This window comes from Nitrosarchaeum koreense MY1 (genome assembly GCF_000220175.1).
Taxonomy (GTDB): Archaea; Thermoproteota; Nitrososphaeria; order Nitrososphaerales; family Nitrosopumilaceae; genus Nitrosarchaeum; species Nitrosarchaeum koreense.
Genome location: NZ_AFPU01000001.1, coordinates 887265 through 908766, shown reverse-complemented (window position 1 = coordinate 908766; position 21502 = coordinate 887265). Strand labels below are relative to the sequence as shown.

At 32.5% G+C, this 21502-nt stretch carries 22 protein-coding genes; 14 read left to right on the top strand and 8 right to left on the bottom strand.

Annotated features, from left to right (window positions below; genetic code table 11):
- The first annotated feature begins 18 nt into the window (after positions 1 to 18).
- From metG to ilvC, 5 genes are all read left to right on the top strand, one after another.
- Complete coding sequence (gene metG, locus MY1_RS05295; RefSeq protein WP_007550765.1) at positions 19 to 1674, top strand: methionine--tRNA ligase; 1656 nt, start codon at positions 19 to 21, stop codon at positions 1672 to 1674.
- Complete coding sequence (locus MY1_RS05290) at positions 1674 to 2426, top strand: DUF726 domain-containing protein (RefSeq protein ID WP_048110431.1); 753 nt, start codon at positions 1674 to 1676, stop codon at positions 2424 to 2426. The genes metG and MY1_RS05290 overlap by 1 nt, the downstream gene beginning before the upstream one ends.
- A gap of 519 nt (positions 2427 to 2945) precedes the next feature.
- On the top strand, positions 2946 to 3866 hold the full coding sequence (locus MY1_RS05285; RefSeq protein WP_048109791.1) for an EF-Tu/IF-2/RF-3 family GTPase: 921 nt from the start codon (positions 2946 to 2948) through the stop codon (positions 3864 to 3866).
- Between the two features lie 34 nt (positions 3867 to 3900).
- A complete protein-coding gene (locus tag MY1_RS05280; RefSeq protein WP_007550762.1) occupies positions 3901 to 4431 on the top strand; it encodes a nicotinamide-nucleotide adenylyltransferase in 531 nt (176 codons plus the stop codon).
- Between the two features lie 146 nt (positions 4432 to 4577).
- Positions 4578 to 5588, top strand: coding sequence for a ketol-acid reductoisomerase (gene ilvC, locus MY1_RS05275; RefSeq protein ID WP_117439719.1), 1011 nt, complete (start codon positions 4578 to 4580; stop codon positions 5586 to 5588).
- Between the two features lie 4 nt (positions 5589 to 5592).
- Here the strand turns inward: ilvC and MY1_RS05270 are convergent, their stop codons facing one another.
- Positions 5593 to 6015, bottom strand: coding sequence for a cobalamin B12-binding domain-containing protein (locus MY1_RS05270; RefSeq protein WP_007550758.1), 423 nt, complete (start codon positions 6013 to 6015; stop codon positions 5593 to 5595).
- Positions 6016 to 6114: 99 nt separating this feature from the next.
- Here MY1_RS05270 and MY1_RS05265 point away from each other — a divergent pair, with 99 nt between their 5' ends.
- The 5 genes from MY1_RS05265 to mce are packed head-to-tail and all read left to right on the top strand — an operon-like array spanning position 6115 to position 11983.
- A complete protein-coding gene (locus tag MY1_RS05265; RefSeq protein ID WP_007550757.1) occupies positions 6115 to 8610 on the top strand; it encodes a M1 family metallopeptidase in 2496 nt (831 codons plus the stop codon).
- Positions 8611 to 8615: 5 nt separating this feature from the next.
- Positions 8616 to 9020 (top strand): hypothetical protein, encoded by a 405-nt coding sequence (locus tag MY1_RS05260; RefSeq protein WP_007550756.1) that lies wholly within the window; start codon positions 8616 to 8618, stop codon positions 9018 to 9020.
- 42 nt (positions 9021 to 9062) lie between these two features.
- The gene (gene meaB, locus MY1_RS05255) at positions 9063 to 9980 is read left to right on the top strand and encodes a methylmalonyl Co-A mutase-associated GTPase MeaB (protein WP_048109788.1); all 918 of its coding nucleotides are present in this window, start codon (positions 9063 to 9065) and stop codon (positions 9978 to 9980) included.
- Between the two features lie 5 nt (positions 9981 to 9985).
- Positions 9986 to 11587 carry an acyl-CoA mutase large subunit family protein gene (locus MY1_RS05250; RefSeq protein ID WP_007550754.1) on the top strand — a complete coding sequence of 534 codons (1602 nt, stop codon included), beginning with the start codon at positions 9986 to 9988 and terminating at the stop codon, positions 11585 to 11587.
- Entirely contained in the window at positions 11588 to 11983 is a 396-nt protein-coding gene (gene mce, locus MY1_RS05245) for a methylmalonyl-CoA epimerase (protein ID WP_007550753.1), read from the top strand. It begins immediately after the preceding gene.
- Between the two features lie 41 nt (positions 11984 to 12024).
- Here mce and MY1_RS05240 read toward each other — a convergent pair whose 3' ends face one another.
- From MY1_RS05240 to ppdK, 3 genes are all read right to left on the bottom strand, one after another.
- Entirely contained in the window at positions 12025 to 12882 is an 858-nt protein-coding gene (locus tag MY1_RS05240) for a hypothetical protein (protein ID WP_007550751.1), read from the bottom strand.
- 106 nt (positions 12883 to 12988) lie between these two features.
- Positions 12989 to 13546, bottom strand: a complete 558-nt coding sequence (locus tag MY1_RS05235; RefSeq protein WP_179365003.1) for a CBS domain-containing protein — start codon at positions 13544 to 13546, stop codon at positions 12989 to 12991.
- A gap of 46 nt (positions 13547 to 13592) precedes the next feature.
- Positions 13593 to 16448, bottom strand: coding sequence for a pyruvate, phosphate dikinase (ppdK, locus tag MY1_RS05230; RefSeq protein ID WP_007550748.1), 2856 nt, complete (start codon positions 16446 to 16448; stop codon positions 13593 to 13595).
- A 356-nt stretch (positions 16449 to 16804) separates the two neighbouring features.
- Between ppdK and MY1_RS05225 the strand changes: the two genes are divergently transcribed.
- The 3 genes from MY1_RS05225 (at position 16805) to MY1_RS05215 (ending at position 18148) form a co-directional block, all read left to right on the top strand.
- Positions 16805 to 17275 (top strand): VOC family protein, encoded by a 471-nt coding sequence (locus tag MY1_RS05225; protein ID WP_007550747.1) that lies wholly within the window; start codon positions 16805 to 16807, stop codon positions 17273 to 17275.
- A gap of 99 nt (positions 17276 to 17374) precedes the next feature.
- A complete protein-coding gene (locus MY1_RS05220; protein ID WP_007550746.1) occupies positions 17375 to 17614 on the top strand; it encodes an Lrp/AsnC ligand binding domain-containing protein in 240 nt (79 codons plus the stop codon).
- A 3-nt stretch (positions 17615 to 17617) separates the two neighbouring features.
- Positions 17618 to 18148 carry an Lrp/AsnC ligand binding domain-containing protein gene (locus MY1_RS05215; RefSeq protein ID WP_007550745.1) on the top strand — a complete coding sequence of 177 codons (531 nt, stop codon included), beginning with the start codon at positions 17618 to 17620 and terminating at the stop codon, positions 18146 to 18148.
- Positions 18149 to 18150: 2 nt separating this feature from the next.
- Here the strand turns inward: MY1_RS05215 and MY1_RS09895 are convergent, their stop codons facing one another.
- Positions 18151 to 18309, bottom strand: a complete 159-nt coding sequence (locus tag MY1_RS09895) for a hypothetical protein (protein WP_007550744.1) — start codon at positions 18307 to 18309, stop codon at positions 18151 to 18153.
- A 1022-nt stretch (positions 18310 to 19331) separates the two neighbouring features.
- A complete protein-coding gene (locus tag MY1_RS05210) occupies positions 19332 to 19775 on the bottom strand; it encodes an Lrp/AsnC family transcriptional regulator (RefSeq protein WP_007550742.1) in 444 nt (147 codons plus the stop codon).
- 178 nt (positions 19776 to 19953) lie between these two features.
- Between MY1_RS05210 and MY1_RS05205 the strand changes: the two genes are divergently transcribed.
- Positions 19954 to 20415 (top strand): hypothetical protein, encoded by a 462-nt coding sequence (locus MY1_RS05205; protein ID WP_007550740.1) that lies wholly within the window; start codon positions 19954 to 19956, stop codon positions 20413 to 20415.
- 31 nt (positions 20416 to 20446) lie between these two features.
- Here MY1_RS05205 and tpiA read toward each other — a convergent pair whose 3' ends face one another.
- On the bottom strand, positions 20447 to 21106 hold the full coding sequence (gene tpiA / locus MY1_RS05200) for a triose-phosphate isomerase (protein ID WP_007550738.1): 660 nt from the start codon (positions 21104 to 21106) through the stop codon (positions 20447 to 20449).
- 108 nt (positions 21107 to 21214) lie between these two features.
- Positions 21215 to 21499, bottom strand: coding sequence for a SemiSWEET family sugar transporter (locus MY1_RS05195; protein ID WP_007550736.1), 285 nt, complete (start codon positions 21497 to 21499; stop codon positions 21215 to 21217).
- Positions 21500 to 21502 lie beyond the last annotated feature (3 nt).

Sequence of the window (21502 nt, the reverse complement as noted above, 5' to 3'; positions counted from 1 at the left end):
GGTTCCAAAATATCACAGATGAAAAACAAAGCAATCATTACTAGTGCGTTACCTTATGCTAATGGTGAAATCCATTTAGGTCATGTCGCATCAACATATTTGCCAGCTGATGTAACAACCAGATTTTTGAAATTAAATGGTGTTGAGGCTTACTATGTTTGTGCGTCTGATGATTTCGGTACTCCTATTTTGATACAGTCTGAAAAAGAGGGAAAAACACCTTCAGAATATGTTGCTTATTGGAATAAACGAGATTATGATGATTTTACATCATTTGGTATTGATTTTGATTTTTTTTATAAAACTAGCTCTTCGGAAAACATAGCATTTGTTCAAGATGTATTTAACAAACTTAATGCGGCCGGTCACGTTTACGAAAAAGAAATTATTCAATTTTATTGTAATAACGATAAAAAATTCTTACCTGATAGATATGTCAAAGGAACATGTCCTTATTGTAAAGCCATTGATCAATACTCTGATCTTTGTGAAAGTTGTGGCAGAGTACCTGAAGAGATATCCGACCCAAAATGTTCAATTTGTGGACAAATTCCAACTAAAGAAAGGACAACACATTTCTTTTTCAAACTAAAGAATTTTGGAGATTCATTATACAAATGGCTTGATGAAAACGAGAATCTGCAAAAAGATGTAAAAAAATACGTTCAAAATTGGATAAAATCTGGTTTAATTGATTGGGATATTACGCGTGATATCTCTTGGGGTGTACATGTCCCACTTGAAAAATACAAAGACAAGGTGTTTTATGGCTGGTTTGATAATCACTTGGCCTACATTTCTACTGCTATAAAATTTCTTAACGATAAAGGAATTAATGGTAAAGATTTTTGGAATTCTGCTGATATCTATCATTTTATTGGAAAAGACATTGTTTATCATCATTATCTGTTCTTACCTGCAATGCGTTTGGGAATAAACAGTGAATACAAGTTACCTGATTATATTCCAACTAGAGGTCATCTCACTTTACAATCAAAGAAAATTTCAAAGAGTAGAAATTGGTACATTGGACTAAAACAATTTTTAGAATATTATCCTGCTGACTATTTGCGATATTATCTAGTTGCAATTAATCCGTACTCACAAGATGATTTGAATTTTGATTGGAATGAATTTACAAATAGAATTAATTCTGAATTAATTGGTAATCTTGGAAATTTTGTTAATCGCGCATTAGGATTTACAAAAAAGGCATTTGATGGTGTAATTCCTGAAACTGAAAAGTATGATGATAAAGATATGGAGGCTGAAAATAAGATAAAAACTCTTTCTACAGAACTAGGAATTTTGATGGAACAAAATCATTTGGATAGGGCTCTAAAGAAAATCATGGAGTTTTCATCGTTTTTCAATCAATACTTTCAACATAAGGAACCTTGGAAGAAAGAATCTGGAACTACTAACTGTGTGTTTTTATCCGTAAACGCTGCGCGTAGTATGGCAATTGCATTATTTCCATTTATTCCAGAATCTTCACAAAAGATATGGGATCAAATTGGATTGGATGGTAGAGTCAATCAAAACACGTGGAGTTCAATTTCTGATATTGGTGTTAAATCGGGGCATGTCTTAGGCAAAGTATCTCCTTTATTTGTTAAAGTAGAAGATGAAGATATTGCAAAATATAAAAAACAACTGGGTCCCGTAGAATGATCAAATCTGTCCCGCGAATATCTACTAGAGGATATTATGATTTGATGTCTGGTAAGACCATTAAAGACAATTCATATTTTTTATATCCAAAAAAATATTTTGATAATCTCATAGGTTCCAAAGAACTTGTAATAATGATTCATGGATTACGTAACGATAATGCAGGAGCTATCGCAAAAGTTACTCTTGCTAAAAATAGATTATCTCATCTAGGATATCGATATCCTGTGATTGGATTTAGCTATGACTCTAACACTGCTGGGGCTCACCTTCTAAAACATGCTAGGCGTTCACTTCGTGCAGGCCAAATAATTGCACAAAAAAATGGTCGAAATTTAGCTATGTTTATAGAAGATTTCAAATTTACTAGTCCCATAACAAAGATTCGTCTAATGGGCCATTCTTTAGGCTCTCAGGTAATTCTTAGTACTATTGAGAATCTGGCAAAAAAGTCTCAAAATAATGGAATTATAGAAAGTGTATATTTTTTTGGTGCGTCAATTACAAGCGATGTACCTTCATCAAAAAAATATGGCAAACTACTTGATAGGGTAATCCGAAGAAAAATTATAAATTATTTTAGCCCATCTGATGAGGTTTTGAATTGGGCAAACAAAGAAAAATTTGTCACCGGTCCTTTGGGATTAAATGGAGCAATAGGAAAAACAATTTCAAAATATCGTCAAAAATCTGTCACGCCTAAAAATCATAGATTTGCAAGTTATGCTGCTGTTTTGTCATCCTTTCCTTAAGTATTGCTCTAGTATGATTCCTCAGTCTTCTTTTTATATTTCAAAAGAGGTTGTTTGAATAGATCAAAAATGACACAATACCATAAACTAATTCTATATCACTTGAACGTAATTGATCAAAAGACTGATGATTTTGAAGATCTGTCAGAATATTCATGCTAATTGAATTATTGTTGAATTGAATAATTTGTTACTGCCTATAGAAATGAATCATACAGTTTAAAAAAATACGAATTGTGATAAATCTTTATTATCTTGTAGTATATTCGACCTTTTCGGAGGCAATTGTCTTGGATAAAAAGAAAAAGTAATCCGAAAACAACTCTAATCTAGTCTAAAACTTCAATCGATCTAATCTATGACATCATTAGCAAGATAATTTCTTTTTTATTTTTCTAATCTCTTCAATATTTGATTGTTATTTGATTTTTAATTACAATCTCCTATATTTTTAATCCTTTTTGAACTAGGGATTATAGTTGTATTTAGATTCATAAGCCTGATTTCTTACTTAGATATATGGTTAAGTCCATAAATTTTGTAGTCTTGGGAAAACAAGACATTGCAGCAGAATTTGGCAAAAAAGGAACTGTGACTGATCTTTCTCTTTATGATAGGAAGGAATCTGATGTTATCAAAACTTGGGTGACTCCTAGTGGGTTTCCAGATAAAATACAACCCCTTTTACAATCAATCAATCTAGCTGAATTTGTAATATTTCTTGTTGATAAACTTGACAAATTCACTGGGGAGCAAATTATTGCACTTGATACGCTAAAAAAAACTCAAGGAATCTTATCTCATACTTTTGATGTTGATGAATCAAAGTTAAATTCAATGATAAAAGGTACTGTAGTTGAAAAATACCTTAAAGTTGAACAGGGCAAACTCAAAGAAGAAATGGACAAGATTCAGCCAACTTCAAACACTGATCCTCCAAGAATGGTAATTGATCAATGCTTTGATGTTAAAGGTGTTGGAACAGTAATTCTTGGTAAAGTAACATGTGGAACAATCAAACAATATGATAACCTCAAACTATACCCTGCAGGAATTGATGTAATGATAAAATCAATTCAAATGCATGATGACCCAGTTGAGGAATCTATTTGTCCTGCAAGAGTAGGTCTTGCAGTAAAAGGTGCAAAACCAGATGAGGTTGGACGAGGTGATGTTATTGCAAAGGAAGGAACCGTTAGTGTTAAATCTGAAATTGAGCTTGATTTTACTAAAAGTCCATTTTATAAAACTGACATTGCTGAAAATCAAGGATGTCTTGTTAGTGTAGGCCTGCAAATAAAAGCAGCCAAATTTTCATCAATTGCTCCTTTGAAACTAAAATTTGAAAAACCAATAGTTTACAATGCTGATGATATTGCAGTAATTTTAAAACCCGAATCCACAACCATTAGAATTCTTGGTAGTGGCCCAATCAAATAGACTCATTTAATTAAATCAAAAATTATCATAATTTATGCGTGGATTGATGATGGGCAGGTTTCAGCCTTTCCATTTGGGGCATTTAGATTTGGTAAAACAAATTCTTGATCAATGCGATGAGGTAATTATTGCAATTACTAGCTCTCAATTCAATTATTTAGAAAAAGATCCTTTTACCGCTGGTGAGCGAATTGAAATGATACATGATTCATTAAAAGAATCTGAAATTAATTTATCTCGATGTTTTATTGTTGCAATTGAAAATCAATTCAATATTGCAACTTGGTCATCCTTTCTAAAATCTGCATTGCCTCACTTTGATAAAGTATACAGTGGAAATGATTATGTCAAAATGCTACTTGCCGATTCTTCAATTGATGTAATAACCCCAAAATTTCTAGAAAGATCACAATACAATGCATCTCATATCCGTCAAATGATAATATCTGATGATAACTGGCAAATACTTGTTCCTGAGGCGGTTGCTAAATTTTTACAAAAGATCAATGGCAAAAAAAGACTGGAAATAATATCAAAGTCCGATACAAAACCAACTGAACACTAATGGAACCAATACGTGCTTGTCCCATTTGCCCTCATTGTGGCTCAAAGAGATTTCATCGACTGCCTGGAGATAAGGTCATAGTAAAGTGTCGTGGTTGCAACAAAATTATTGAAATATGAAATTCTATAGTTAATATTTGCAATATTTTGAGTAATTATATGGCAAAAACATGGAAAGATAAAGACATCAGCTTAGATCCATTAAAAGATCAAACAATAGCCGTAATTGGTTATGGCATACAAGGGGATGCTCAATCAAATAACATGAAAGATTCTGGTCTTAACATAATTGTTGGTCTTAAAAAAGGTGGAAACAGCTGGAAAAAAGCAGAATCTGATGGTCATAAAGTAATGTCTGTATCTGATGCATGCAAAAAAGCCGATATAATTCACGTTTTACTTCCAGACATGATCCAATCAGAAGTTTACAAATCTGAAATTGGACCTAATCTCTCTAAAGGAAAGGCGTTATCATTTTCACATGCGGCCGCAATTCATTGGAAATGGATTGATGCTCCAAAAGATATTGACATTATCATGGTTGCCCCAAAAGGACCTGGCTCCAAAGTACGAGAGACATATCTTGAAAACTTTGGTACTCCATCGATTGTTGCAGTACATCAAGATTTCACTGGAAAAGCTTGGGATAGAACACTAGGAATTGCAAAGGCAATTGGTAGTGCACGTGCAGGGCTAATTCAAACCACGTTCAAAGAAGAAGTTGAAACTGATTGGTTTGGAGAACAAGCAGATCTTTGTGGCGGCGCTGCATCTATGATACAAGCTTCATTTGAGACTTTAGTTGAGGCAGGCTATCAGCCAGAAATTGCATACTTTGAGGTATTACATGAACTAAAATTAATTGTAGATATGATTCAAAGATATGGAATCAATGGAATGTGGAGACGTGTTAGTGAGACTGCAAGGTATGGTGGTTTAACACGTGGTCCAATGGTAATTACTAGTGAAAGTAAAGACAACATGAAAAAAGTTCTAAAAATGATTCAGGATGGAACTTTCAATAAAGAATGGATTGATGAATATCAGAAACATGGTAAAGATTCATTTGATAAATACATGAAAGAGACTGAAGCCCATCAAATTGAGAAAGTTGGAAAGCAAATGCGTAAGATGATGTGGCCCGACTCTACAGAATAATTTATTATAATTTTCTTAATTTTGAAACGCCATTGGTGATATGATCAATTATTTCATTTAATGGTGTACCTGGACCAAATACCTCATCAACACCTGATTTTTTAAGATCTTTTTTATCTACTTCGGGTATTACTCCGCCTCCAACTACTAGTACATCTTTGATTCCTTTCTTGTTTAATGCTTGAACTACTCTTGGAAATAATGTTCCATGTGCACCATTAAGTAAACTCATTGCAATTGCATCCACGTCTTCGTCTTCTGCAATTTGTGCAATTCTATCTGGGGTTGCAAATAGACCCGAGTAAATTACTTCCATCCCTGCATCTCTAAATGCTCTACATAATACAAGAGCTCCTCTATCGTGACCATCTAAGCCCAACTTGGCAACTAGGATCTTAACACGTCTTGAAGCAGTCTTTTGTTTCATGTTTTGTGATCATGATTCATTATTTTAAAGGCTTTATTTGATTTTCGTCTTTTTCTGTTATTAGAAATTTAGATAAAGCGCTACAAAAGCACTCTCAGTGTGAAGGTATTTCCTGTAAATTATGTACTTGAATTTGAGCCTATTTTTAAAAATTTTACCTTCATTGGTAAGGAAATAATCACTGTAGAATGCAAAGACTCAGTAAACACAATCATTATGCATTGTGCTGAGATCAAAATAAAATCATGTAGAGTAATCAATAATGATGTCATTCAAAAAGCAGTCACTAAAACAGATGCAAATAAAGAAGAACTTGTAATCACCATTAAAAATAAAATTAAAGGGTGTGCTTTTATTGAAATTGAATTCACTGGAGACTTAAACGATAGATTGTTGGGATTCTATAGAAGTCAATACAAACAAAATGGCAAAACAAAATATCTTGCAACAACACAATTTGAGGCAGCTGATGCCAGAAGAGCATTTCCATGTTGGGATGAACCAGAAGCAAAAGCAACCTTTGAAATTTCTATAATTGCTGAAAACAAATTCACTGCAATTTCAAACATGCCAATAATGTCTAAAAAAAGATTAAAGAATAAAACGCTGTACAAATTTGCAAAAACTCCAATAATGTCTACATATCTTATCTATCTTGGTGTTGGTGAATTTGAATATCTTACAGGCAAGATTGGTAAAGTTCAGGTTCGTGTAATTACTACAAAAGGAAACAAGTCTAAAGGAAAATATTCTCTGGAACTTGGAAAAAAATTGCTTTCATCATATGAGAAATATTTTGGCATAAAATATCCTCTGCCTAAATTGGATTTGATAGCAATCCCTGATTTTGCAGCAGGCGCGATGGAAAATTGGGGCGCAATTACATTTAGAGAAACGATTCTTCTATATGATCCAAAAACGTCTTCCACCAGAACAAAACAATACATTGCAGAAGTCATCTCTCATGAGATTGCACATCAGTGGTTTGGAAATCTAGTCACTATGAAATGGTGGAATGATTTGTGGTTAAATGAAAGCTTTGCAACATTTATGGCAACAAAATTTGTAGACAAGTTTTACCCGGAATGGGATTTATGGAATCAATTTGTTGATGATGCGATGAATAATGCTATGGCGCTAGATTCATTGAAAAATACTCATCCAATTGATGTTAAAGTTAATTCTACATCTGAAATTCGTGAAATATTTGATGCGATTTCTTATGATAAGGGTGGTTGTGTTTTAAGAATGTTAGAACATTATGTTGGTGAATCAAATTTCCAAAAAGGATTAAAAAAATATCTTGCTGGTTTCAAATACAAAAACGCTGAAGGCAAAGATCTTTGGGATGCAATAGGAAAAATTTCTAAAATGCCAGTTCGTTCAATGGTTCAGACATGGTTAAAGCAACCTGGCTTTCCTGTAGTTGAGATAGAAAAACGAGATTCTATATTACATCTTAAACAAAGACGATATGTTTTAGAATCTGATAAAAAATCAACCAAAGGATTGTGGTTCATTCCGCTTTCTATAGGATTGCAAAATGAGTTATTTCAAAAACTGTTTACAAAAAAATCAATGTCAGTAAAACTACCTAAAGACAATATTGGGTTTGTAGCTAATTTTGGAAGAAAAGGATTCTATCGTGTAAAGTATGATGAAGGAACTTTGATAGATCTTAAAATGCTAATAGACCAAAAACAAATTCCTGCAATCGACAGATGGGCAATTCAAAATGATCTGTTTTCTTTATGTGTATCTGGTGATGAAACAGTACGTAACTATCTTGATTTCTCTGATGCATATTATGATGAAGACAGTTATTTGGCAACAGTAAATGTAGCACATAATCTAACCTCTTTGTATTTTAGAGCATTTGATGAAGACTTTTCTGATCAAATTAAAAATTACACTGTAAAATATCTAAAGAAAATCTTGCATGACCTTGGATGGGATCCTAAAAAAACAGATAAACATACAGATGCCTTGATGCGTGGATTTGTAATTTTTACATTAGGTAAACTAAATGATGAAGAAGTTACAATCGAATCTGAAAATCGCTATAAGCAATTCTTGAAAAATCAAAATTCTCTCCCTCCTGATCTAGTTGAGCCTGTATGTTCTGTAATGGCATGGAATGGTAATTCTAAAACACATGCTGAATTAACTCGTCTTTATAGAAATGCAAAAACAACTGAAGAAAAACTACGTTTCCTTGGAGCAATGTGTAGTTTTAAGGATCCAAAATTATTACTCAAATCGCTGAATTTTTCTCAAACCTCTGAGGTTCGCTCCCAAAACATGCAGCTTCCAATTATGAAGGTTGCAGGAAATCCTTATGGTAAAAAAATACTCTGGCCTTGGCTAAAGAATAACTGGCCAAAATTAAGTAAAAAAGTTGGTCGTGGTAATCCACTGTTTAATAGAATTGTTGCAAGTATTTCATCAATTGCTGATGATTCCATGGAAAAAGAGATTCGTCAATTCTTCAAAAAGAATCCTACTCCAGGAACTGAAAGAACTCAAGAGCAAACTCTGGAAAGAATTAGAATAAACTCTAAATTTTTGCGTAATATGAGAAAAGAATTTTCATAATTAATATGGCAAAAAAAATCATTCCATTGATTTCTATTATAGTAATCACGGTATTGGGTTTATTTTTTATTTTTGATTCTGGTTCTAATCACGACGTTTTAAAATCAACATTTGAAATTGATGCCACTTATTATGATGAAGGATACGTTGAGATTTCATATCTCGATAAAACTTCAAAGACAAATCACGTCGTACTGGAAGTTTTAGGGATGGACAAATCTTTTCAAAAGACTTTATCTGGTTCTAAATTTGTCGAGACAGTTCCCTTTCCAATACTTCCAAAACATGGTTGGCAAGTTCATCCTGTTACATTTTTAATAGATCATCATGACCTTGGTAAAGTTTCTCTAAAAACTGAAATTCACTCATTTGGAGAAGATGCGCCTCCAATTATCTATGGTTCTCCATAAGATCACACACAAGATTTTATTGCAGCTATCAAAAATTATCTTATATTGGATATTTCTGATTTAAAAAAAGGCAAGAGAGGTGCAATTGCCAAAGCGATTAGTATTGTTGAAAACAATCCTTCGGAAGCAAAAAAATTGCTTAAAAAAATATACAAAGAGACTGGTAATGCATCCATCATTGGAATTACTGGACCTGCAGGTGCCGGTAAAAGTTCACTCATTAACAAAACATCTATTGCATTAAAGAAACTTCATACAAAACCTGCAATTCTTGCAATAGATCCAACAAGTCATGTAACTGGTGGTGCAATACTTGGAGATAGAGTTAGAATGACTGAATCCACTGACTCTGGAACTTACATCCGTAGTATTGCATCAAGAGGCGCCACTGGCGCAGTTTCAAGATCACTTAGAAATAGTATTAGGATTTTGGAATATGCCGGATTTAATCCAATTATAATTGAAAGTGTTGGTGCAGGTCAAACTGAAGTTGAAATTTCAAACATTGCAGATGTTACAGTAGTTGTCTTTAATCCAAATACGGGTGATAGTATTCAAACAATAAAAGCTGGTCTGACTGAAATTGGCGATATCTATATTGTTAACAAGAGCGACCTTGATGGAGCCAATCAACTCTTTGATGCAATTCGTGAATATATTGGCTCTACTAATTTGAATCCTGTATTTTTGAAGACTTCGGTTAAAAAAAACTCTGGAATATCCGAATTTGCCAAGACACTAAAAGAAATGATGACTACAAAAAATAAACATAAACATGATAAAGATATGGTTAGACTGGAAACTGAATTAAAAGATATTATTTTAAATAATATGAGTGAAAAGATCGAAGTGATGCTAAGTTCTGATAAAACATTCTCAAAATATCTCAAAAAAATACAATCAAAACAGATGGATCCTTTTGAAGCTGCTGATAAAATTACAAAGTCATTGGTAAAGTGAAAAAGATGGTAAAAAAACAAACTAGTAAAAAAGTCTCACCAAAGAATTTTGTTACTGATTCTAATTTTCCAGTAAAACGAATCTATCAAAGATCCTCTAAAAAATATGTTAAAGAAGATTCTGGAGTATACCCATATACTCGTGGAATTCACACCGAAATGTTCCGTGAACGATTTTGGACAATGAGGCAGTATTCTGGTTTTGGAGATGCAAAATTAACTAATGAGCGATTCAAGTTCATGCTTGAAAAAGGACAAACTGGACTCAGTATGGCTTTTGATCTTCCAACACAAATAGGACATGATCCTGATTCTACCCCCGCTGAAGGTGAGGTAGGAAAAGTTGGAGTTTCTATTGCTTCACTTAAAGATATGATGATTGCCTTTGATGGAATTCCTTTGGGAAAAGTTAGTTCTTCTATGACAATTAATTCTACTGCGTCAACTTTACTTGCATACTATATTGTTGTAGGTGAATCGCAAGGATTCAAAAGCACTGAACTAAGAGGTACAACACAAAATGATATCTTAAAAGAATACATTGCAAGAAACACATACATCTATCCTCCAAAACCATCAATGAGATTAATTGGTGATATGATTGGATACTGCGCTGAAAAAGTTCCACAATGGTATCCTGTTTCAATTTCTGGATATCATATGAGAGAAGCTGGTTGTACAGCCACACAGGAAATTGCATTTACAATTGCAAATGCAATTGCATATATCCAAACATGCATTGATCGAGGACTAAAAATTGATGACTTTGCACCGAGACTGTCTTTTTTCTTTTGTTGTACTATTGAGTTCTTTGAAGAGGTTGCAAAGTTTAGAGTTGCAAGAAAAGTATATGCAAAAATCCTAAAAGAAAAATTCCATGCAAAAGATCCTCGTTCGTTACAACTAAAATTCCATACCCAGACAAGTGGAGAATCATTAACTGCTCAACAACCTGATAATAACATTGTACGTGTAGCCATACAGACAATGGCTGCAGTAATTGGTGGCACTCAATCCCTTCATACCAATTCTAGAGATGAAGCACTGGCATTACCTACGCAAGAATCTGCAAAAATTGCTCTTAGAACACAGCAAATCGTTGCACATGAAAGTGGGGTAACTAAGACTGTTGACCCAATGGCCGGCTCTTACTATCTTGAGGAATTATGTGATCAGATAGAAGAAAATGTTTGGAAGTATCTAAAACAAATTGAAAAAATGGGTGGCTCTATTAAGGCGATTGAAAAAGGCTTCTTCCAGTCAGAAATCAGACAAAATGCATATCGTCTTAAAAAAGAAGCAGATGCTGGAGACCGAGTAATCGTAGGAGTAAACAAATACTCTGAGATAGAAGAAAAACCTCCTGAATTATTAAGAATTGATGATAGAATTGAAATCCAACAAAAGAAAGCACTCAAAGAACTTAGAGCAACTAGAGACAACAAGAAACTCGAAAAAGCATTATCTGCAATGAAGAGTGCAGCTGATACTGATGAAAATCTAATGCCATATATTATTGCCTCTGCAAGAGCATTTGCTACAACTGGCGAAATCAGCAATACGTTTAGAGAAGTGTTTGGCGAGTACCACCCAAAAGAGGTCTTTTAGATGAAAATTGATCATATTGCAATTGCAGTAAATGATGTAGAAGAATCTGCTAGAATTTACAAAGAAGCGTTAGGAGTTCATGAAGTTGAATTTGAAACAGTAGAAACTGAAGGTGTTAAAGTTGCAATAATTCATCTTGAGAATGGAAGAATTGAATTAATGCAACCAACAAATGATGCTAGTCCAATTAAAAAATTCCTTGATAAAAAAGGACCAGGTCTTCATCATATGGCATTAGAAACTGATAACATTGAAGGCGAGGTTTCAAGAATGGAAGGATGTGGAATTCAATTCCTAGGAAAAATTAGACCTGGTTCTGCTGGAACCAAAGTCACATTCATTCATCCAAAATCACTTAACGGCGTTCTTGCCGAATTATGCTCTCATCCAAATTAATTTTAATTTTTAAATAAATAAAAAAATAAAAAATAAATATATCAAGAATCACCTGATTCTTGAATTTGTTTTAAGATGTTGTTCATATCCTGTACCATCTTTTTTTGCTCAATGATGTTCTTTGAACTTACAAAGTCTTTTTGAATCTCAGAAAGCTTGTTTTTTAGATTCACAATTTGATCTGATTGTAAAATTGGCTTTAGTTTTTCAGCAGTTATTGATGTTGTCTCAGTTGCAGATGCCTTTACTTTTGTGATGGTTGCTTTGCAGTTATAGCAAGGTGCATTTAGATCATTTTCTACTCTTGGTAGTTTGCCATTTGCATCAAAATATGATTGTATTTTTTTGTCCGTGAAGTTATGTTTGATATTCAAATCTTTTATGACATTTAACATTTCAACTTTTGTCATCTTTGCATATTTTGAATATTCCTTCATTGCATCAAAATATGTACCACCATTTTTAAGAACTGTATCTTTAGCATCTTTTGCAAGAGTTATCTTGGCATTGAGATAATCAAATTGATCCCAGTATATTGCTTGATGAGTGGCATTGAATCCTGATACATATTTTGCAAAAGCATTTCTTGGTGTAAACTCTTCATAGGCGTCATTCATTCTAGTCACAGCTTGGTCTAAACTGGCTTGAGCAGCTATTCTTTGTTCATTGATGTGTTTTTGATATTCATTCTCTTTCTGTTCTTTTTCTTTTATGGCTGCAAATTGTTTTCTTGCAATTTCGATGTTCTTTAAGATGTTTTTTGTAATTGGATTGTTTTCCAAGTCATTTCCTTGGATTTTTGTGAACTTTGTGTCTGTTTCAGCATAAGATTGGCTCGATGAAATTGAGACTGTAATCATTATGCTAAAAAGCATTACAAATAGTGTTTTTCTAAGCATTGATCTTACAACTATATTTTTAGAATATCTAGTCTACTGAGAATTTCTACTGATGATTGATACTAATTGTTTTAATAGTGATTTAGAAAGTTTTTAAAATTTGAATTTATTCCATCATCTTTAACGTATCTGATGCCGTAATTATTCCGATTATTTTTGATTTTTTTGATACTAGAATACATTTTGAATATCTGATTAATGGAACAAGAATATTTGCTGGTGTATCATAATCCACAATTGGTGGAACTGGTTCCATTGTATCTGCTAATTTTGCATTTTTTAGTTCAGATTCCCCTACATCTGCAAGATGTTTGACAATCCCATCTTCTGATATTACGCCTACAAGTTCAGTTCCATTGAAAATAGGAATCTGACTAATGGATGATTCATGCATTTTTTTAATTGCATCATGTAATGTGTTGGTGGGTTTTAATTTTACAACATCTTTACTGCAGAAATCTCCAGCTTTATGAGATGATGATTTTCCTTCTAAATTTGCAAGACTATCAAAAACTTTTTTTGCAGTGTCATAACTTGGTTGACTTCTACCCGATTCTATTTGATTAATCATTGACGTGCTTACTCCAACCATTGTTGCAAGTTGTTTTTGTGTAATTCCTATCTTTAATCTCATTTGTTTAATGGAATCAATTCTTGGTAGCAATCATATTGTTCTATGGGTTACTAGTTTTAAAATGTGTTTTATGTACTTATTTTCTTTTAGATTTGTTTTTGCTTGCTGATTTCTTTACTGGTTTTCTTGCTGATTTCTTTACTGGTTTTCTTGCTGATTTCTTTACTGGTTTTCTTGCTGATTTCTTTACTGGTTTTCTTGCTGATTTCTTTACTGGTTTTCTTGCTGATTTCTTTACTGGTTTTCTTGCTGATTTCTTTACTGGTTTTCTTGCTTCATTTCCTTTCTTTGGCTGTTCAATTGCTGCCTGAGCGGCGGCTATTATTGCAATTGGAATTCTATGTGGTGATGCGCTAACATAGCTTAGATTTGCATTGTGACAGAATTTGATTGAATTAGGGTCTCCACCATGCTCTCCACAAATTCCTATCTCCATATCTGGTTTGATATTTCTGCCAGCTGAGATGCCTATTTTCATTAAACTTCCAACTCCGTTTACATCAATTGATTGGAATGGATTTCTTTCTAGGATCTCTTTATCCATGTATTCTGGTAAGAATTTTCCTTCGACATCTTCTCGACTAAAGCTAAATGTTCCTTGTGTAAGATCATTTGTACCAAAACTAAAGAATTCTGCAGTACTGGCAAGTTCATTTGCAGTCAAAGCTGCTCTAACAACTTCAATCATTGTTCCGAAATTAATCTTTAATTTCATATTGTATTTTGATTCCATCTCTTTTTTGATATTATCGTAGATTTTTTTAATATGGTTTAATTCTGCAATACTGCTAATTTGTGGAATCATGATTTGTGGATGAGCATCAACTTTATTTTTTGCTAATTCTGCTGCCGCTTCAAACACTGCTCTGATTTGCATCTCATAAATTTCTGGATATGTAATTCCTACTCTTACTCCTCTATGTCCCATCATTGGATTAATTTCAGCAAGTTCTTTTGCTCTTTTTAGTAGGATTTTTGCTTTCTCTAACTCTGCTATTTCATTTTTCTGTTCTAGTTTGTGGATTTTTTGATTCAACTCTTCTGGATTTGGTAAAAATTCATGCAATGGTGGATCCAATAATCTAATTGTAACTGCATATCCTTCCATCGCTTTTAGTATTTCAATGAAATCACTTTTTTGCAATTCGCCTAATTTGGTCAAAACTTTTTTTCTTTCTTCAATATTTTCTGCCATGATCATATCTACAAATAATCCAATTCTATCGCTTCCGTTGAACATTCTTTCTGTTCTACATAGGCCGATACCCTGACCTCCAAACTCTCTTGCTAATCTAGCTCCTTCTGGAGTGTCTGCGTTTGCTCTGATGCCTAATTGTTTTACTTTTTGTGCCCATTCTAGTATTGTTTTAAAATCGTCCGTAATTTTTGGTTCTGTTGTTGGAATTTCTCCCAAGTAAACTGAACCTGTACTACCGTCAATTGTAATTGCATCTCCTTCATGAACTATTTTATCATCTACGCTGAATTGTTTATTATCATAATCAATTCTCAAATCTGAACAACCAACAATACATGGTTTGCCCATACCTCTTGCCACTACTGCTGCATGGGATGTTTTTCCACCTCTGCTTGTAAGAATCCCTACCGATTCAAAAAATGCTGGAACATCTTCTGGCTTTGTTTCTTCTCTGACTAGAATTACTTTAGCTCCATTTTCACCCATAGCCGTTGCCCTTTTTACATCAAGTACTGCTATCCCGCTAGCTGCTCCTGGTGATGCTGCTATCCCTTTTACCAGTAATGTGTAATTTTTAATAGATTTTGAATCAATTGTTTTGTGGAGTAGTTGTTCTAATTGCTCGGCGTGTAATCTAGTAAGTGCTCTATTTTTATCAATTAATTTTTCATTAACCATATCTACTGAAGTCTTTACCATTCCAACTGCATTCATCTTTGCATTTCTTGTTTGCAATAAATAAAATATTCCACGTTCAATTGTAAACTCTATATCTTGTGGTTCTTTGTAATGTCTTTCTAATCTTTCACATGTCTGCTCTAACTGCTTATATGATGCTGGCATTTCAATTTTCATTTCATCTACTGGTTTTCCAGTTCTGACCCCTGCCACAACATCTTCTCCCTGCGCATTCACTAAATATTCCCCAAAAAGATGTCTAGTTCCATCTCCTGGGTTTCTTGTAAAAACAACTCCTGTAGCACTATCGTTACCCATATTTCCAAATGCCATTGAAACTACATTTACCGCAGTTCCATCTGCGATGTCTTTTGTAATGTTATTTCTTTCTCTGTATACAATTGCTCTTTCTCCCATCCAACTTCCAAACACTGCTTTTATTGCTAATTCTAATTGCTCAAAAGGATCAGAAGGAAATGGCATCCCTGTATGTTTTTCACAGATCTTTTTGTATTCTGTAACTACTGACTTCAACGATTTTTCATTTAATGCGCTATCTGCCTGGACTGCTTGATTTAATTTTGCATTTTCTAAAACCACATCAAATTTTTTATCATCAACACCAAATACCACTTTGCCAAACAGCTGAACAAATCTTCTGTAAGAATCCCACGCGAATCTTGGGTTGTTGCTCTTCTTTGCTAATCCTTCAACAGTTTCATCATTTAATCCTAAATTCAAAATAGTATCCATCATTCCTGGCATGGATATTGCAGCGCCTGATCTCACTGAAACTAGTAATGGGTTTTCTTTAGAATTCCATTTCTTCCCTGTTCTTTTTTCAATTTTTGTAATGTTCTTTTTTACTTCTGCCATCAATGTTTTTGGCAATTTTTTCCCATTTTGGTAATACTCATTACAGACTTGGGTAGTAATTGTAAATCCTGGAGGTACTGGTAACTTGAGTTGGGTCATTTCACACAGACCCGCTCCCTTTCCACCTAGAAGCTTCTTGTTTTTCCCGTCTCCTTCATCATAAAAGTAAACTTGTTTCATTTTGTCTAGATTATCAAATCAAAATCAGGGGTTTTTAAAGCATTGCCTTGCAGCGGATTTCTAAATTGCCTCTTTGAAACACAAGTCATAGATCGTTTTTTAGGATTTTTGGATTATGGATTATAATAAAAAAAATGTAAGATAAAAAATATCTTATATTGTTACTTTTTCTTTGTTGCTGATTTTTTTGCTGCTGCTTTTTTCTTTGCTGCCATGATTGACAAGTTATTTTACTTTGATTTCTATATGGTACATCAAACAAATTACACCATATTTACAATATCTGAAAAATATTTTTTTAGAGAAAAAATATCTGATCGATAAAAAGATAAATTGATTCTATTTTATTATCTTTCATGGTAAAACCAATTCCAGATGGATATCATTCTGTTACTCCTACTTTGACTATCCGTGGAGCATCTGATGCAATAGAATTTTACAAAAAAGCATTTGATGCAAAAGAAGTTTATAGATTTCCAGGTCCTGATGGCAAATCCCTCATGCATGCTGAAATAAGAATTGGTGATTCTGCCATTATGCTTTGTGACGAAATGCCTGAAATGGGATGTCTGTCACCCAAATCTACGGGTGGGCCTAGCGGAGCAATTTACTTGTATGTGGATGATGCTGATTCTGTTTTTAGTAAAGCTGTTTCAGTGGGTGCTCAATCTATGTTGCCTCTTATGGATGGATTTTGGGGAGACAGAATTGGGATGTTGGTCGATCCATTTGGTCATAGATGGACTGTTGCTACCAGAAAAAAAGAAATGTCACTTGAGGAGATTCAAAAAGCTGGTGCTGAATTTATGAAAGGTAATCTTAAATAAATTTTAAATTAAATTTGTTTGAAAATTACTTGTAATTGATACAAATTTTCATGAAGTGATATTTTATCTTAAATAATAATTATGATTAGATATACCGTTATGGCAGTGGCTTATGTTTTGATTAATTGTGATCTTGGGCAAGAAGAGTCTGTCATTGAAAATCTAAAACATATAGATTCTGTCAAAGAAGTTCAAGGTACTTTTGGGGCTTATGATATTCTTGCAAAAATGGAACATACTGAAAAAGAGAAATTGCGTGAAATGATTATTTGGAGTATTAGAAAAATGGAACACATACGATCAACACTTACCCTTGTAGGAATTGAGGGACAAAACTAGAATATGTCTAAAGCGTATGTCTTGCTATCTAACGAATCTGGAACTGAAGATTCCATTTTATCCTATCTGAATCATATTGAGAGTGTAAAAGAGGCACATGGAACTTTTGGTTCTTATGATATTTTAACAAAACTTGAATCAAGTGACGAGCAAAAAATTCAAAATGACATTTCACACGGAATCAGAAAAATCAAAAAAATTTCTTCCACGTTAACCTTATTGGTAAATGAAAAATTAAGTTTTAAAAAAGTAACAAAAAGTGAAAAAGAAATTTTAGATAAATACATGGCGCAAGCTTTCGTAATTATTCACTGTAGCAGATCACACGAATCATCAATTTTACAGGAATTAGAAAAAATACCTGAAATACTGGAAGCTGACAATCTAATTGGTTCTTTTGAAATAATTTGCAAACTAGCTGCTCCTACTTATAACGAGATTTCTAACATCATTAGCAAAAAAATACGAAAAATTTCAAACATAAAATCCACAATTACTCTAAATGTAGTTGGGAATCAGGGTTTTACTAAATAATTCTAGTGATAAATCAAATATGGCATTTTATCTTTGGTGTCTGGAGTTGGATTTGAACCCTGCCCACATTTTGGACGAATGATTTCAGCATCAAAATCAACCTCTCCGATTGCTTTGTCGCATGTAACACATCTAATTGTTTTAGAGTTGTAGATATTCAAATTCTAACCTCCTGTTACTGTGTCAAATAAAGCGCATTCACATTCATCACGATTTCCACAATATGGACACACGCAATGACAATGTGGTAATGGTAAGTGGCATTTACTACAATTCGTGTATTGCTCTCTTTTTTCTAGAACTGCTTTTGAGTTCATTTCTACACATCAATCCATCCATTACATGAAATACAATTCTGCATTCTGTCATTATCTTCGTAACTTTTTGAACCTGAATGACATTCACATTTTAAAATCTCATACACGCTCTAGTTATGAATCTATAATATTATAATTAATATTTAAAATTCTTTAAAATTGTTTATTTATATCAATATTATTTGTATATTTGTTAATATTTTATACAATAGATAATAAATTCCAATTAAATCAATATTTTACATGAAAGACAAAAAAGAACGAGATAAAGAAAAACTAAAAGAAAAAATGGATAAAAACGAAGTAATGGCATTTACTTGATATCATGTTTGGAATCTATCACGATATCTACAAAGATAATCTAGATAGAGAATTTGAAACAATACTGATAAATCTTTACACTATAATCTGTCCCCGGTAGTTACAGTTCTATTTAGACACTTACGCGAATATACTATTATTCGCTAAAACTTTTGGAACTAATTTGGAAAATGTAATTCATTTAATGCTTTGACTATTATCAATATGTAAAAAATAAATGTGAATTAATTAACTCATTATTAAATAACTTAAATTTTGCATTATACATGATCCTTTATGAAATGATTTATCATTAGTGACAAAAGATTGACTTACATTTTAAAATTAGATAAAGTTTATCGTCATATTCAGATAATTATTTTGAAAATAATACAAGTGTATCTATCGCACTAACTATCACAATAAAGATATCGTATTTCTTATTCTATGGTTTGTAGTAATTAATTTATTCATAATTTTTCATTCAATATCTTGAATTTAAAATACCCATAATCTACTCTTAAAATTTATTGAGGATTCCATGTTAAATTAAAATTATTTACATCTTATGATAATCGAAAATCTTCTTTAACACTGTTTAATACGATATGAGTTTCTGTATTTTCAACATTTGCTATGGTTGATAGACTTTTAACAAATTTGCTTAACTCATTTCTGTTTTTGAACTTGCTTATCACTAAAATATCTGCTGGACCTGTTACATCATATACTGCACATACATTCTCATTTTCTGCAATTTTGCTTTCTATCTCTAACATTTTACCCTTAGTCGTTTTAACTTCTATTATTGCTGTTAGGTCATACCCCAGTATTTGATGATCCAATCGTGCAGTATAACCTGTGATTATTTTTTTTTGCTCAAGTTTCTTAATTCTACTAAGCACTGTGACAGTTGATAATCCAATTTTATGTGCAAGCTGTCTAGCTGATAATCTCGCATCAACAAGTAGGTTCTTGATAATTTTTGTATCGGTTTCATCAAATTCCATATTTCATATAATATGAATAAATATTTAAGATTATGCTTAATGTCTTAATGAATCTAAAGAAATATCAATATATCCCTTATATTTATCTAAAATAATATCATTATGATGATTATGTTAGTTGCTACCGAATCAGTTGTAAAATTTACTGTCCACACATTGAGATATTTGAGGCATTAGAATGTCTATTTCAAAATTCGATGAAAATGATATACTCATGAAAAAAATTCTTGATGCCCCATTGGGGCAAGTAGTTACAGTACTAGGTGAGAATCTAAATTGTAAAATATGTATAGATTTAATCGAACAAAATACTCCAAAACCTGGTACAAAATTTGAAAGAAAAATTGTTGTATCTACGGATGGATTGCCAATAATCCGAGCAATAATAAAATTTGATAGAAATCAACTGCCTAATTTAGTTGTTAATGAATTGCTTCAGAAACGAAGTCTTGTAGGAACAATTCTTAATAGATATTCTATTTTAAATGACAAAAAAGTAATCTCTGCAAATTTTGATAAGAATGGGAAAATTTTTTATCGAGTTTATGAGATTCAAAGTCATGGAAAAATATTATTTGAAATCGAAGAAGAAATTAAGTTGGATCATTTAGATCTAATTAGAAAAAAGTATTATTTGTAAAAACTCTATATGTCTATCTAATAGTTAATTCTTAGTTATTCATTGCTTTTGAAAACTCTTCAATTATTTTTTTCCAGTTTTTTGCTTTGATTATCCCACTTGCTACTAAAATTCCTTCAGAGCCTAATTCTAATGCTTTTGAAACATCTTGGCCTGATACAATACCTGCGCCACAAAGTATCTTTGTATTGTTATTTGCACTATTTACTGCATCAGCAGCTTTGATAATTATCTCTGGTTTTTCATTTGATACTGCTTTTCCTGAACCAATTAGTTCTGGTGGTTCAATTGCAATATAGTCTGGATTAAGTTTTGAGTATTTTTTTGCTTCTACAACATCTTTTACACAAACTACTGATATCATTTTTAATTCACGTAGCTTCATGACAAGTTTTGAGATATCTTCACTTGAAATTCTATGTTCACTGTGGTTGATCAGTGATCCCGTTACTTTTGATTTTTTTAATAGTTCAGGAATCACATATCCTGTAGTACTACCAACTTTAGAATTGTCTACGTGTTGAGCAAAAATTGGAATTTTGCTATTTGATACTAGGCCAATTAGGTGCTGAGGAGGTGCAATTGCTATTTTTACCTTGTATTTTTTTGAAACTTTTTCTACAATTTTAACAAACTTTAGTATTTTATCTCCTGAAATCTCTTCATAGTTTTTACAGTTAATTATGAACACTCTTAGATGTGGTCGATGTTATTTTATAATCTATTGTAAGAATTTTTGAGACTAATTTGTGTATTGAATATAATTATTTTTAATTTTTTTCCAATACTTGTTATTTTATTAGTTTGCATTTGTAGCTTTTTCATATCTTTTTTTCATAAATAATACTGTCATCATAAGAAAGATTGCTGCGATGTTTGTCCCAATGATAAATATGTCTGAAACAACCATTCCATAAATTAGCCACAAAATTGAGCCACCTGAGATAAATAACATCAAATATTTTGAAATGTCTTTGAGGCTCTTAGTTTTGTAACCTTTGATGATTTGGTCTACCCAACCAGATAAAATCAGTATTCCTGCAGCGATTCCCAATATGGTAAGTAAAGTACCATCAATTTCCATTAT